The organism is Chryseobacterium luteum, assembly GCF_000737785.1.
GTDB classification, from domain to species: Bacteria; Bacteroidota; Bacteroidia; order Flavobacteriales; family Weeksellaceae; genus Chryseobacterium; species Chryseobacterium luteum.
In genome coordinates, this window is record NZ_JPRO01000018.1 from 12398 (window position 1) to 25638 (window position 13241).

The window sequence follows — 13241 nt, forward strand, 5'->3', positions numbered from 1 at the left end:
ACCTTTATCCAAATAATATTTTTCGATTCTTTCATCAATTGGATCTATGTTTCGAAAATATCCATTTTATTTCTTTCATTGTTTAATGATTTTAATGCTTGAGCAACGTTTCATCCGCCACAGCGGACAAGTTGCACGAGTGTTTTTTATTCTTGCAGTTTATTTATCTTACTTCAAAATTATCCCGGATCTTTGTGGTTGGGTTGGCTGGGAAAAACTTCTGGGTAGAATAAACGATGATGCTTATGAACTTAACGCTTTTTCCAATGCATCACATCTTTCTTTGAAATAGGTTAAATCTACATCTGGAAATAAATTAGGAAAAGCCCGGTATATAATCTGACTCAACTTCAAGCTTCCAGCCTTTGTCATGAGCCATGGCAGCTAAAACTGTACAGCCCCAGGAAAGGAAACCTTCATTTTCTCTGCATAAAGGATTACTTTCCTTGTTTAAAAAATAGATTCGCTCTGTATGAGGGAATAATTTTCATTATTCATAATATTTATATTCTTTGTATATAACGTTTTCTACTTTTTCTTTGCTAAGGTTCTGGTATCCATACAGGACCGTTGGATTTCCATATTTGTCATATTCCTGTACTGCTTGTATTTGATAAGTCACGGTTGTTTTGCCCTCCAAGTTTTGAGTGATTTTGGTTTTAATTTCCTGTATTTTGTTGTTTTTGGAGATCGTTTCCCATTCTTCTACTGATTGCATATTATCTCCTTTAAAAATACTTTTACTTAATTGGTACTCTTTATCTAATGTAATAAGTGTTGAATGGGCGTTGTCATCTTGTGTGATAATTGTATAGTTATAATCATCGGACCAAACGTACTTGTGTTCAATTTCCTTAAGATCTCCGTCTGAATAACGCGATGTTTCTTTAAAGGATATGTCTTTTCCTTTGCCAAAAAAATGGCTCGTAAACTCCGCATTATCAATTTTGGTACTAGGATTTCTGTCAAAATCCCACAATTTATGTATTGTCATGACGTTGCCTAAACTATCGAGCGTCATGGTAATTTTACCTATGTAGTTACCATTATTTACAGGTATTTTCTCGTTTTCTACTCTGTATATGTAACTGGTTACTTCTTTTACGGCTCCTTTAAGTCCATATTCTAATTTCTGAACGTAGGCAACTTTGGTAATTTTAGCATCTTGTCCGTTGCAGGAAAGCAATACGGAAAGGAGTAAAAGTAATGCAGCTGTTTTTTTCATTTGTTGTTTTGTTTTTAATTAAAAGCCTTTGCTAATAGTATTAAATTTTCTTTTAATTTTAATTTTAATTTTAATTTTCTTTTGTTACAGATATAATCATATTTTTAGTTTTACATCGAATTATTGATTTATGAGTTGAAATTGTTTGGCTGACGCATGATGACCGCTCGGCTTGGCGATGGCGGGCATTCCGAAGCACAAACCTTCAATTTTGTACAAAAGTTAAATTGAAGAACAACAATTGAACTTTGCAGTTTTCCCCACTATTGCAAACCCCCGATAGCGCGGATTTGCAATCCGTGACCACAGTCAAAATCGATTTACTTTATAGGCACCGATTTCATATCCGCGCCGTCGGGTAGCAATTCCGCTTATTGTTTGTTTTTATCTTTCTTCCAAAAGTTTAAAATAGCGGCTGTAGTCTTTATCCGGAAAAGCTTTTTTGCAGCGCTTCCAATGATTGTTTTAAATTTTGATATGCACCGTCTGCTTTTAAATCTTTTAATGACACTTCAGTAAAAAGATACTGCCAATCGGCTATGCCCAGCATATCTAAAACAGCTTCAAAATATCCATTAAATGTCAGATTAGTTTTATAAGCTAGCGCTCTATTAATATAATAAATAACAGGCTCATTAGGCGGAGCTATCCCATCTTGAATACTGAAAACAGCCAATTTATCATCACCAATCTCCGGGCGAGTATCTAAAATTCGAAATGTCTTCCAAAGAGCTATTTCTTCAGGTTTTTGACCTTTAAACCATAGCTTAGCATCATAATCTAAAAGAGATAATCCTGGATAAAGATTTTCTATATTAAATTCTATTTGAGAGGCGAAATCACCTACTTCAAGCCAGGCATGAAAATGATATTTATCTATATTTAAAACATCTACATACCTTTCAGATACTTTTTCATAGCCTATTTTAGTAAATTTATTAATCACAAAACTAGCTTCTTCTTCATCAGTTTCTAAAATATTAGATTTAATTGTTACATCTTCTAAATAATCTGATTTAGTACTTGTTTCTAGATTTTTAAACTGCTCGGTGATTTTAAATTCCATGGTTATTTTAAAATGTTATTAAATTATTACTTCTGCTCTATTTAATATATTGGTAGAAGTTTCGCTTTAATTATCAATTGTTTTATTCCGCATTATAATCAGCTAAACTATTAGCTTCCTCCGGAGCTTGGTATTTTTCAACAGCTATAAGTTTTCCGGCATCTTTTACCTGATTTATTTTTAAATCGTGCGAGTGGCGCCATTCTGGCTCTTTAACACCAAAAGTTAAATCATAAATTATTTTCAGCCCTTCGTTTGTTTGAGCTACATAAAACAGTTTGTTATAGCCTAATTCTCTTCCAGTGTCTTCTGTGTAACTTGTATAGCAAGCAAAAAGCTCATCATTAACTAACCATCTCGCTAATCCTTCTCCTACTTTAGGATTTTGGGATTGCTTGATTTGAAATAAGGTGCGGGGGATTGCTCTTTCTACATTTTTAGAATATAAATCTTTCATTTTAATATCCAAATCCTGTACATCCTCTTCCTCTAATCCTCTCCAATATTCATCACTATTCACATTATGAAAATAACTTTCTACTTTTAATCTCATTTCCTCGTATTCACCATCAGAAATAGAAAAATCATAATTTGCTTTATTGCAGGCATATTCTTCTTTAATAAAAGATTCAATAAAATTTTTAATTTCTTCCATACTATAATTATTTTATTCTGTATAATAAATCCGCTCCTTTTAATTATTTTTTTTTACTCTGCATTATAATCTGCCAAACTATTAGCTTCCTCCGGAGCCTGATATTTTTGAACATCTATCAGTTTGCCGGGATCCTTTACCTGATTTATTTTTAAATCGTGTGAGTGGCGCCATTCTGGCTCTTTAACACCAAAGGTTAGATCATATATTATCTTCAGCCCTTCGTTTGTTTGAGCTACATAAAACAGTTTGTTATAGCCTAATTCTCTTCCAGTGTCTTCTGTGTAACTTGTATAGCAAGCAAAAAGCTCATCATTAAGTAACCATCTCGCTAATCCTTCTCCTACTTTAGGATTTTGGTATTGCTTGATTTGAAATAAGGTGCGGGGAGTTGCATTAATTACATTTTTTCTATATAAGTCTTGATAAATCTCCTCGTCATTCAACAATTCTTCTTGACTCATACCTCGACCATAAGAGTCAGGGATTACAGAATGAAAATAACTATGTACCTTATGCTTTAAATTTTCGTATTCATTATCTGTAATAGTTACATCTGTTTTAGCCTTATTACAATTAAATTCTGCTTCAATGTCCTTTTCAACGAATTCTTTAATTTCTTTCATATTTTTTATTTTGTTCCAAACAATAAGTCTGCTTCTTTTATTTCAAATGTTGCGAAATCAATTTCTTCTTTGCTATTGTTATAAGGAATACATTGTAAATCACTTCCTGGAGTCTTCTATCAAATATCTTTATTATACTGCTCTATACCCCAATCATCATTTACTGGTACTAAATATCGTTCGATAGAAAGCAATTTGCCTAGTTTATACATTTTTAATTCTCTATCTCCTCCTACAAAAGCCCATTTTCCTGTATCTCTATCTGGATTAAATTGAGCAACAATCTTTAAGTCTTCATCTATTAATGCAACTATAAAACACGAATGTAATATTTTTGTTTGTCCTGTTCCTGGATTATCAACAGATATATAACAAGCCCATAAATCTCCATAAGTTCCATTTTGATAATGACTTATCTTATAAAGATTACGTTGGGTTGGATATGAAGCATTCTCTTTTGATTTATAAAATCTGTCAGAAGCAGGATTATGTATTTTCCCAATTAAATTGAAAGGTATAGTTCTTCCAAGACTTTTTTCATAGGGATTTTCAAAATGTATATTTATCTGTTCTTCTATAAAAATATTATATTCTTCAATTTTATCTTTTTGATATTCTAAAAAAATTGCTTCCTGCTCTTTTTCAAATAAAAGCTTTAAAAATTCTACTATTTTTTTCATTCCCTGTTCTATTTTTTAAATAAATCATTTAACCATGTGTCGGCATGTGCTGTTTCTACATGTAATGGTCTTCCTTCTGTCTTACCATCTATAAACGTATAAGCATCAGACATCCCGATAGCGCGGACTTGCAATCCGTGCAGGCGGGATGAGCGGTCTAGTAATGAACTATAATAATTTTAGTTGCAGCGGAATAGCATTGGTAAAGATGGACATTTATAAGTACGGATTGCATATCCGAGCTATCGGGGATTGGGAATCTTCTCGGATTACATATTTATACTGCCATCAACCATAAAGCCCGGTATATAATCTGACTCAACCTCAAGCTTCCAGCCTTTGTCATAAGCCATGGCAGCTAAAGCCGTACATCCCCAGGAAAGGAAACCTTCATTTTCTCTGCACAAAGGTGTACCTCCACGATTTAAAGCTTTCTTTTGGCTCCAGACTTCTTTGTGTGCCTTGATGGCTTTAATCAAATTCTGGTTGAACTCCGCTTCATTGTCATCAGCTAATGATTTGAAAGCTTTTAAAAATTCATTCATGTAATAGATCCAAAACTTCTTATTAACGTCAGGTCCAATTTCAGATTTATTTGATACTATATATAGTTGAGCTTTTTCAAAAAGTCCTTCATTAAATGTTTTGCTTGTATAATATTCTTTAATTAACAATAAAAAACATGTTACGAAATTACCTTTGTCAAGATTTTCTTCTTTCATTTCCCATAAGTAAAGTGGGCTGCTAGCTATAACCTTTTGCTTTTCTTCGTCTCTTGCAATGGTTGCCATAAAAAGTGCTTTCAAAATATTGATATGCTGGTTGGTTTCTTCTACTTTAATAGAGAAAGAACCATTCTCATCTATTTGCGCTTCTTTTACTTCATTTGGAAAATGAACTAAACGACAAAACTCACTAATGCAGTTGAGTCCATAGGTAAACCAGTATTTTTGTTGGGATAATTCAGGTTTCTCCAAAACAGACATTTGTAAAAATTCTGAAAAATCTCTGTAAACAAAAAACAAAAAACTAAAGATTTCTTTTGCATCTTTTAAATTATCTGGATAACGTTTTTGTCTTCTTACAAAGTTCCAATTAATGACTTCAGGTGCATCTATTTTATGCAAGTCAATTTTTTCCATATTTTATTTGTTATATCAAATTCTTTAATCGTAAATTCTTCACCAATTTAGTTAAAATTTTATGTTAGAAAACTTTTTAGCTCTTCCTCTTTAATATTTAAAAGGTTATTTTTCCGATGGGAATAAATGTTTTATTGATTCGTTTCTCGGCATTTCTAATGTTTTGTAAACAGAGACTCCAAAATTATTTTTCTGATATGGATCATCTCCATTTTTTAATAATAATTTTATTATGGTATCGTCATCATCGAACATATCAGCAGCAGCCATTAATGGTGTATTACCATCTTTGTCGGCAATGGTTACATCAGCTCCCTTATCAATCAAAATTTCAACTACATTAATATCATTCTTCCCAACTGCATAATATAACGGAGTACATTCATCTATTCCCCTTGCATTAATATCTGATGGATAATTTAAAAGTAGTTTAACAATTTCAACATTAATGGCATCGATACTGTTACATGCAATATGAAGTGGCGTACTTCCAAATTCATTCTTTTGAGATAAATCTATTTTTTGAGATTTTAAAAAGTCCGCTAAATCCTTTGACTTTTAACAATTAGATTAAAGATAATGAGTGATTATCAGATGTGCAATTTATGAAATCCTATATAACCCGCAATAGGTGTTTTCCAGGCTTTGTCAAAATGGCCACTAACGCCTTGCAGCTAAAATATCGTTGCGGAAAAGGACTGAGTGCGTTCTGCAAGATAAATGTAATAAAAAGTTGAATGCTCCGAAATACAGGAAAACGGAACTTGGGTAGCAATTCCCCACGCTGGCGCGAGCGTGCTGCTCGTGCCGGCTTTTCCAACAAACAAAATTAAAAAAATTATACAATGCCAGTAAATAAAACTAACTTTTAGCAAAAAAATAACGGGAACGTTAGGTTACAAAGGATTTTTATTTCGTAAAACATATGGTTTGGATGTATATTATAGATGTATGATGATGGAGGGTAATGTTTCACATTTAGTGATAAGATATAAAACAAATTAAAAAAAAGCGTTCTATGTTAGAATGTTTTTTGGATATAGCAGGGAAAAATTGAAAACATTTACCCTATTTCTGATCGGGACTATCCGTTTTCAAACGGATAATTCCGTATCTTTGAGGAAACATCATGTATGAAAAGGGATATCAATATTTTTGAGTTTCCTCTCAATCTGGGGCTGAAGAAAAAGGAGCATGAAACTGAACCCGGCGTCAGAAAACTCCCGGACTGGCTCAGAAAATTTGATTTTCATAAGGAAATCAATCCTAAAAATATTTTCAGACTGGAAGCTCCGGATTATTCGATGAAACCTGATCAGGAATCAGGTGTTTTAAATGCGGAGGCCATTATTGATTATGCCCGGAAACAAGCAGATTTCATCTCAAAAAACCATCAGGAAAACACCTTCAGCCTTATGCTTGGAGGCGACTGCAGTATTCTGATAGGAACTGCTCTGGCCTTAAGAAAGCTTGGGAATTTCGGATTATTTTATCTTGACGGGCATACTGATTTTATTCCGGCTCATCTTTCCGAAACAACTGCTGCTGCAGGAATGGATCTCGCTATTATTACCGGGATGGGACATGAAAAATTAACCGATATTCAGGGGCTTAAACCTTATTTTCGGGAAGAGAACATCTACTGCGCAGGAAATGCGGAAACGGATGATGATGAATATGTACAGCAAATCATCAATTCCGATATCCATTATTTTGATCTGTACCGGCTTAGAAAAAACGGTTTCGGAAAAACGGCTGATGATTTTCTAAAAATGGTCAACAGCAAAGCATTGGACGGATTTTTCATTCATCTGGATGTGGATGTGCTGAACGATCAGCTTATGCCTGCCGTAGACAGCAGAACGGAAGACGGAATCGACTATGACAATCTAAAGGAAATGCTAAAACCTTTGGTCCGCTCTCCCCTGTGCTTTGGAATAGAAATCACTGTTCTGGATCCTGATTATGATGAAAACGGGACATACACGGAACCAGTTGTGAAAAATTTGATTGAAATAATAAAAAATAAAGAAGATTAATGAGGAAGACCATTAGAAGAACGTTCAGAGTTTCAAAATATGTAATCTATAAAGAAACGCTTGTTGACTATAAAGAGCATTTCTGGTCCTTCCTGGGCGCATTTGTCGGAATTGGAATCATTGCATTCATCCAGTCCCATACTTTAGCTGCAACTGAAAACATATTCCTCATCGGTTCGTTCGGTGCATCAAGTGTTCTGATCTACGGAGCCATTCAGAGCCCTCTTGCCCAGCCCAGAAACCTGGTGGGCGGACATGTTATTTCGGCACTGGTAGGGGTTACCGTTTATAAGATCGTTCCTGATATCATCTGGCTTTCCGCACCGCTGGCTGTAGCTTTTTCTATCGTGCTGATGCAGTATACGAAAACCCTCCATCCGCCCGGCGGGGCTACAGCACTTATTGCAGTGAGCTCTACGGGGAAAATTCCGGAACTGGGATACTGGTATGTTCTTTCCCCTGTTTTATCGGGCTGCATCATTCTTTTACTGGCTGCTCTTTTATTCAACAATATAACTGCGAACAGAAGCTATCCTTCCCATGTGAGATTTAAACGGTTATTAAGGAAAAAACACGAACATATACACAAAATGAAAAAATAAAAAGTATGAACTGTCTTGAATGTGGCGAAAAAATTATCGGGAGGGCTGATAAAAAATTCTGCAATGATGCCTGCCGGAATGCCTATAATAATAAGCAGAATAAAGATTCTACCAATCTGATGCGGAACGTTAATAATAAGCTCCGTAAAAATTACCGCATCCTTCTTGAGCTGAATACGGACGGCAAAGCAAAAATTGCAAAATCCCGGATGGATGGCTTGGGTTTTGATTTCGATTACTTCACTAATCTGAAAGTTTATAGGAACGGCTCCGAATACAGGTTTATTTATGACTACGGCTATAAACTTCTGGAAGATGATTTTGTCCTGATTGTAAAAAGCCAGATATAACCTCTTATACCATCCTTAAATATTATACTATGAAAGAAATCGTCATTATAACCGGCGCAGGCGGCATGATCGCACGGAAGCTCGCAAAAAAAATAGAAAATGAATACACCGTAAGATTCCTGACCCGGAAAAAAAAGCATGACAATGATTTTGAATGGGACATCAGTAAAGGAACGATAGATGAGTCTGCATTAGATAATGTTTCCCACATTATTCACCTGGCCGGAGCCAATATTTCAGAAAAACGCTGGACGAAGGAAAGAAAAAAGGAACTCATATCCAGTCGTGTAGATTCTGCCGGACTTCTTTTAAAAACCTTAAAAAAGAAAAAAATAAAGCTTAAATCCTTCATTTCCGCATCAGGAATCAATTATTACGGGACCATAACGACTGAAAAAATATATACTGAAAAAGATCTTCCCGGAAATGATTTTCTAAGTGAGGTTGTGGTTTTATGGGAGAGATCGGCAGATGATTTCAAAGAACAGAATCTGGCTGAAAGAGTTGTTAAAATAAGAACTGCCGTTGTTCTTTCCAAGGAAGACGGTGCGCTGAAGAAGATGGTTCCTACAATAAAATACGGCATCGGGTCTGCTTTGGGAAGCGGAAAGCAATATATGCCATGGATCCATATTGATGATATCTGCTCGATCTATGAAGCCGCTCTGAAAAACCAGAATATGGATGGCGCTTACAATGCTGTTTCCCCTCAGCATACGAGCAATGAAAATTTAACGAAAAAGATCGCTGAAGTTCTTAAAAAACCGCTATTTATACCCAATGTTCCTTCGTTTGTGCTGAAACTGATATTTGGAGAACTGGCAGATGCCTTACTGGAAGGTTCAAGAGCTTCATCACAAAAAATCCAGGACACGGGCTTTCAGTTTAGATTTCCTGATTTAAAAAAAGCCCTGGAAAATTTATTAATTCATCATCAGGCAAAATAAATTATCATTCAAAAGATTCAACTATTATATGCATACTCCCGACATCAACATTATTAAAACAGAAATTTTATCCGATAACTGGTATACCTTAAACAAGGTTACCTATACAATCACCAAAAAAGACGGAACCACAGAAACCCAGAGCAGAGAAGCTTACGACAGAGGAAACGGGGCGGTTATCCTGCTCTACAATAAGGTTTCGGGCACGGTCATCTTAACCAGGCAGTTCAGGCTACCTACCTTCATCAATGGAAATTCAACAGGAATGCTCATAGAAGCGTGTGCGGGCTTACTGGATGATGACAATCCTGAAGAGTGCATCAAAAGAGAAACGGAAGAGGAAACCGGATACAAAATATCAAAGGTGGAGAAAGTCTTCGAAGCTTATATGTCACCCGGTTCCGTAACGGAGATCCTTCATTTTTTCACAGCTGAATATTCTCCTGAAATGAAGACAGCAGACGGCGGCGGGCTGGAAGAGGAAGGAGAGAACATTGAAGTTCTGGAGCTGCCTTTTATTGATGCGCTTGCAATGGTAGACTCCGGAGAAATTATGGACGCAAAAACCATTATGCTGCTACAATACCTGCGCATCAAAAATATTTTATAAACTAAGATGAAAAAACTATTACCCGCAATAGCTTTACTCATTTAGGGTTTATAATGATCATTCATTAAAATATACCAATAGGATGATAATCAAGATCGTCAGGATAGCTGCCATTCCGGCAATTTTGATTTTCAGTATTCTGATGCTGAAAACCATTTCCCAATATACGGGTTTTGATAAAGATATAGGATTCCTTTTGTTTAAACAGAAAGTGGTCAGCAATCCCTATTGGATGGCGTTTTTCTACATTCATATTTTTTCGATCACGCTTTGCCTGTTGGCCGGACTTACCCAGTTTTCAAGCCGGTTTTTGAGAGAAAACCGGAAACTGCATCGTTGGATAGGCAGAATGTATGTGTACAATATCCTGATCATCAATGTTCCGGCATGTTTTGTATTGGGATTATTTTCAAACGGAGGAATGATGGGTATTACCGGATTTCTGGTACAGGATATTCTTTGGGCTTATTTTACTGTTTCGGGCATTGTTTTTATTAAAAAAGGAAATATTCCCGAACACAGAAAATATATGATTTTAAGCTATGCAGTGACTACCACAGCCATCACTTTCAGGATCATAAAGAACCTGTTCTATATGGAAAACCTACACGATTATGAACTGTTTTACGGATTGAACGTCTGGATTTCGCTGATCATTAATCTTTCGGCAGCATTTTTCATGATCAGAAGATCAGCTGATATCATCTCTCAAAGCTGACATTCATAATGAAAATAACAAATGAAATAAACAGCAACAATGCATATGACGCAATGAATATTACCCCATTTAATGCCGTTTTGTGTTGGGATTTTGCTGTCCATCGGTTAAAAAACCGCATTATAAGATATGCTATTCCAGCTAAGATCATTAAAGTAAAAACTAAAAAAAGAAGAGCCCAGTCCATAAATAATAATTTTTATCAAAACTATTATTTTTAAATAAAAGAACAATAGTCTTATAGATATTAAATCTGTTTAAGCTTATATCTTATATAGTTGGCCTGTCACAAAGACGCAAGTTTATAATTAAAACATTGTATTTAAGGCGCAAGGATTTTATCTACGATAAAATTTCAACTGTAGAACTTGCCGAAAATCTTTGATTTTCCTACGCCTGAAAACGTCCATACAGTTTAAAAACTTTACGCCTTTGCGATTTTCCAACAAAGAACTTTAAACAAATTCATTTATAAAAATGAGGAGAGAAACTGTGTTTCTAATAATTGTTTTAAATGCAAATAAAATTTCACACGAGCAGGAAAATTACCGTAATTTAGGCCATGTACTAATCCCCAAACCATTGTAATGAGAAAATCTATCCTCATCATAAGCCTGTTTATTATCACTTCCAATTTATCTGCCCAGAATGAAAAAAAGTCTGAGATCACTAAACAGCAATCAAATCAAGTTTCTATAACAGACCATGATAAAGCCTTTGAACAATGGATGAAGGACCATAAAATCCCGAATGTAGGACTGGGTATTATTAAAAACGGAAAACTTGAAAGAGCAAAAGTCTATGGAAAATTACAGCACGGAACTACAGCCCCCAATAATACGATATTTAATGTAGCTTCACTTACCAAGCCCGTTACAGCAATCGTTGCTTTAAAACTGGTAAGTATTGGGAAATGGAATCTGGATGAACCCCTTGACAAATTCTGGATAGATCCCGACATTCGCGAAGATACAAGATACAAGAAGGTGACAACACGAATCATCTTAAGCCACCAGACAGGTTTTCCCAACTGGAGATGGATGAATGCTGATAAAAGACTAAATTTTCAGTTTGATCCGGGAACAAAGTACCAGTATTCGGGAGAAGGTCTTGAATATCTTAGGAAAGCTCTGGAAAATAAATTCGGGAAAACAATCAATCAACTTGCCGGAGAACTTATTTTTTTTCCTTTAAAAATGAAGGATACATCCTACATCTGGAATGAAAAGAAAGATGCAACAAGATTTTCAGAAGGGTATGACAAAGATGGAAACAAGTATGAGACGGTAAAATCAACAACACCCAATGCTGCAGATGATCTCATGACCACCGTATCAGATTACAGTCGTTTTTTGATTAGTGTAATGAATAGTGACGGACTTTCCGAAAAGGTTTTTAACGAAATGAAAACGGGCCAGGTGGTTACTAAAAAAGGCAAATCATTTGGCCTGGGATTTGAAATCTACGATTTGGGTGATGGAAATACCGCTCTGTCTCATGGCGGGGCAGACCAGGGAGTACAAACCATTTTCTTCATCATTCCTAAAACGAAGGATGGTATCGTGATTTTCACGAATGTGGACGACGGATATAAAGTATATGAAAAACTCATAACGGAATATCTGGGAGACTATGGGAAGAAAGTTGTGGAGATTGAAATGAAGTAAAAATAAAACTTTTACAATCTATAATATATTTTGTAATTTAGTAACAACAACTAAAATAGTTATTTTATCCAAAATGAAAACCGTTATAAAATATTCCTCTTTTAAAGAATTGAAATCCAATGAACATGGTACATTGGATAAAGAAACTGTGGATAAAAAACATAAGAAATTCGAAAAATTCATTAAATCTATTCAAAAATCTCCTAATAAAAGTAATTGACCTATATGGATGATAATTTCAAAATAAGTCTGCTGTCTGTCTGTGGGCTTTTAGAAAAACATTCCGTGCAGTATATGGTAATAGGTGGAACAGCCGTTGCTTATCATGGTTATTACAGACCCTCTACAAATATGGATGGCACAATTTCGGAAAAACCGGATATTGATATTTGGTACAATCCAACCTATGAAAATTATTTCAGGTTAATTAATGTCATTGAAAGTCTTGGAAGAGATGTTACAAAATACAGGGAAGAGAAAATTCCGGATCCAAAAAAATCTTTTTTTAAGTTAGAATTGCCTGATTTCACATTAGATTTTCTGCCTAAAACCCGTTCCAAAATAACCTATCCAGTAGCAAGTTTGAAAAAAGAGGCTATACAATTGGATGGTGTAAATATTTACTTTATAAGCTTTGATGACCTCATCGAAGATAAAAAATCAAGTGGAAGAAAAAAAGATATAGAAGATATTAATGAACTTAAAAACTTAGGTAATCCTGATTAATAAGATAAAATACATTCTGTACTGATCAACTTATTTTAAGTTGATAAAAACAAAATTGTTTACGAATTTTCATATCCACTGGGATTTTGACATCTTAAATAAAAATACATCAAAAACTGCTATAAGCCGTTATTTTTAGCTATCGACTATCTATCTATTTAAAAAGAAAAATTATTTGATAAAGAAGC

General features: G+C 34.8%; 16 protein-coding genes and 1 pseudogene. 9 read left to right on the forward strand and 8 right to left on the reverse strand.

Going from position 1 to position 13241, the window contains the following annotated elements; genetic code table 11:
• Positions 1–94: 94 nt before the first annotated feature.
• The gene (locus tag IX38_RS16930) at positions 95–292 is read left to right on the forward strand and encodes a hypothetical protein (RefSeq protein WP_131368698.1); all 198 of its coding nucleotides are present in this window, start codon (positions 95–97) and stop codon (positions 290–292) included.
• A gap of 24 nt (positions 293–316) precedes the next feature.
• Here IX38_RS16930 and IX38_RS23500 read toward each other — a convergent pair whose 3' ends face one another.
• The 8 genes and pseudogenes from IX38_RS23500 to IX38_RS22450 form a co-directional block, all read right to left on the reverse strand.
• Positions 317–463 (reverse strand): Imm49 family immunity protein, encoded by a 147-nt coding sequence (locus IX38_RS23500; protein ID WP_084680310.1) that lies wholly within the window; start codon positions 461–463, stop codon positions 317–319.
• A gap of 27 nt (positions 464–490) precedes the next feature.
• Complete coding sequence (locus tag IX38_RS16935; RefSeq protein WP_034706955.1) at positions 491–1225, reverse strand: hypothetical protein; 735 nt, start codon at positions 1223–1225, stop codon at positions 491–493.
• Positions 1226–1649: 424 nt separating this feature from the next.
• Positions 1650–2291, reverse strand: coding sequence for a hypothetical protein (locus IX38_RS16940; protein ID WP_034706956.1), 642 nt, complete (start codon positions 2289–2291; stop codon positions 1650–1652).
• 82 nt (positions 2292–2373) lie between these two features.
• Positions 2374–2946 (reverse strand): hypothetical protein, encoded by a 573-nt coding sequence (locus IX38_RS16945; RefSeq protein WP_034706957.1) that lies wholly within the window; start codon positions 2944–2946, stop codon positions 2374–2376.
• 53 nt (positions 2947–2999) lie between these two features.
• Positions 3000–3572: a hypothetical protein gene (locus tag IX38_RS16950; RefSeq protein ID WP_034706958.1), complete on the reverse strand. Its 573-nt coding sequence runs from the start codon at positions 3570–3572 to the stop codon at positions 3000–3002.
• A gap of 119 nt (positions 3573–3691) precedes the next feature.
• On the reverse strand, positions 3692–4252 hold the full coding sequence (locus IX38_RS16955; RefSeq protein WP_034706960.1) for a hypothetical protein: 561 nt from the start codon (positions 4250–4252) through the stop codon (positions 3692–3694).
• A gap of 269 nt (positions 4253–4521) precedes the next feature.
• Entirely contained in the window at positions 4522–5394 is an 873-nt protein-coding gene (locus IX38_RS16960; RefSeq protein ID WP_034706961.1) for an immunity 49 family protein, read from the reverse strand.
• A 105-nt stretch (positions 5395–5499) separates the two neighbouring features.
• Positions 5500–5931 (reverse strand): annotated as a pseudogene (locus IX38_RS22450) (ankyrin repeat domain-containing protein); the annotation flags it as partial.
• 596 nt (positions 5932–6527) lie between these two features.
• Here IX38_RS22450 and IX38_RS16970 point away from each other — a divergent pair.
• The 8 genes from IX38_RS16970 (at position 6528) to IX38_RS17010 (ending at position 13053) form a co-directional block, all read left to right on the forward strand.
• Positions 6528–7433, forward strand: a complete 906-nt coding sequence (locus IX38_RS16970) for an arginase family protein (RefSeq protein WP_034706963.1) — start codon at positions 6528–6530, stop codon at positions 7431–7433.
• Positions 7433–8035, forward strand: coding sequence for an HPP family protein (locus IX38_RS16975; RefSeq protein ID WP_034706966.1), 603 nt, complete (start codon positions 7433–7435; stop codon positions 8033–8035). The genes IX38_RS16970 and IX38_RS16975 overlap by 1 nt, the downstream gene beginning before the upstream one ends.
• A 5-nt stretch (positions 8036–8040) precedes the next feature.
• Positions 8041–8385, forward strand: coding sequence for a hypothetical protein (locus IX38_RS16980; RefSeq protein WP_034706967.1), 345 nt, complete (start codon positions 8041–8043; stop codon positions 8383–8385).
• A 29-nt stretch (positions 8386–8414) separates the two neighbouring features.
• Positions 8415–9332: a TIGR01777 family oxidoreductase gene (locus IX38_RS16985; protein WP_034706968.1), complete on the forward strand. Its 918-nt coding sequence runs from the start codon at positions 8415–8417 to the stop codon at positions 9330–9332.
• Positions 9333–9360: 28 nt separating this feature from the next.
• On the forward strand, positions 9361–9942 hold the full coding sequence (nudK, locus tag IX38_RS16990; RefSeq protein WP_034706969.1) for a GDP-mannose pyrophosphatase NudK: 582 nt from the start codon (positions 9361–9363) through the stop codon (positions 9940–9942).
• Between the two features lie 82 nt (positions 9943–10024).
• The gene (locus IX38_RS16995) at positions 10025–10660 is read left to right on the forward strand and encodes a DUF2306 domain-containing protein (protein WP_034706970.1); all 636 of its coding nucleotides are present in this window, start codon (positions 10025–10027) and stop codon (positions 10658–10660) included.
• A 587-nt stretch (positions 10661–11247) separates the two neighbouring features.
• Positions 11248–12327, forward strand: a complete 1080-nt coding sequence (locus tag IX38_RS17005; RefSeq protein ID WP_051884839.1) for a serine hydrolase domain-containing protein — start codon at positions 11248–11250, stop codon at positions 12325–12327.
• Between the two features lie 351 nt (positions 12328–12678).
• The gene (locus IX38_RS17010) at positions 12679–13053 is read left to right on the forward strand and encodes a hypothetical protein (RefSeq protein WP_228377987.1); all 375 of its coding nucleotides are present in this window, start codon (positions 12679–12681) and stop codon (positions 13051–13053) included.
• The last annotated feature ends 188 nt before the right edge of the window (positions 13054–13241 follow it).

What these genes read in the sequence shown, in the direction of transcription:
- IX38_RS16930 (WP_131368698.1), top strand. Translation starts at nt 95, where the DNA reads ATGCTTGAGCAACGTTTCATCCGCCACAGCGGACAAGTTGCACGAGTG.
- IX38_RS16935 (WP_034706955.1), bottom strand. Translation starts at nt 1,225, where the DNA reads ATGAAAAAAACAGCTGCATTACTTTTACTCCTTTCCGTATTGCTTTCC.
- IX38_RS16940 (WP_034706956.1), bottom strand. Translation starts at nt 2,291, where the DNA reads ATGGAATTTAAAATCACCGAGCAGTTTAAAAATCTAGAAACAAGTACT.
- IX38_RS16945 (WP_034706957.1), bottom strand. Translation starts at nt 2,946, where the DNA reads ATGGAAGAAATTAAAAATTTTATTGAATCTTTTATTAAAGAAGAATAT.
- IX38_RS16950 (WP_034706958.1), bottom strand. Translation starts at nt 3,572, where the DNA reads ATGAAAGAAATTAAAGAATTCGTTGAAAAGGACATTGAAGCAGAATTT.
- IX38_RS16955 (WP_034706960.1), bottom strand. Translation starts at nt 4,252, where the DNA reads ATGAAAAAAATAGTAGAATTTTTAAAGCTTTTATTTGAAAAAGAGCAG.
- IX38_RS16960 (WP_034706961.1), bottom strand. Translation starts at nt 5,394, where the DNA reads ATGGAAAAAATTGACTTGCATAAAATAGATGCACCTGAAGTCATTAAT.
- IX38_RS16970 (WP_034706963.1), top strand. Translation starts at nt 6,528, where the DNA reads ATGAAAAGGGATATCAATATTTTTGAGTTTCCTCTCAATCTGGGGCTG.
- IX38_RS16975 (WP_034706966.1), top strand. Translation starts at nt 7,433, where the DNA reads ATGAGGAAGACCATTAGAAGAACGTTCAGAGTTTCAAAATATGTAATC.
- IX38_RS16980 (WP_034706967.1), top strand. Translation starts at nt 8,041, where the DNA reads ATGAACTGTCTTGAATGTGGCGAAAAAATTATCGGGAGGGCTGATAAA.
- IX38_RS16985 (WP_034706968.1), top strand. Translation starts at nt 8,415, where the DNA reads ATGAAAGAAATCGTCATTATAACCGGCGCAGGCGGCATGATCGCACGG.
- nudK (WP_034706969.1), top strand. Translation starts at nt 9,361, where the DNA reads ATGCATACTCCCGACATCAACATTATTAAAACAGAAATTTTATCCGAT.
- IX38_RS16995 (WP_034706970.1), top strand. Translation starts at nt 10,025, where the DNA reads ATGATAATCAAGATCGTCAGGATAGCTGCCATTCCGGCAATTTTGATT.
- IX38_RS17005 (WP_051884839.1), top strand. Translation starts at nt 11,248, where the DNA reads ATGAGAAAATCTATCCTCATCATAAGCCTGTTTATTATCACTTCCAAT.
- IX38_RS17010 (WP_228377987.1), top strand. Translation starts at nt 12,679, where the DNA reads ATGGATGGCACAATTTCGGAAAAACCGGATATTGATATTTGGTACAAT.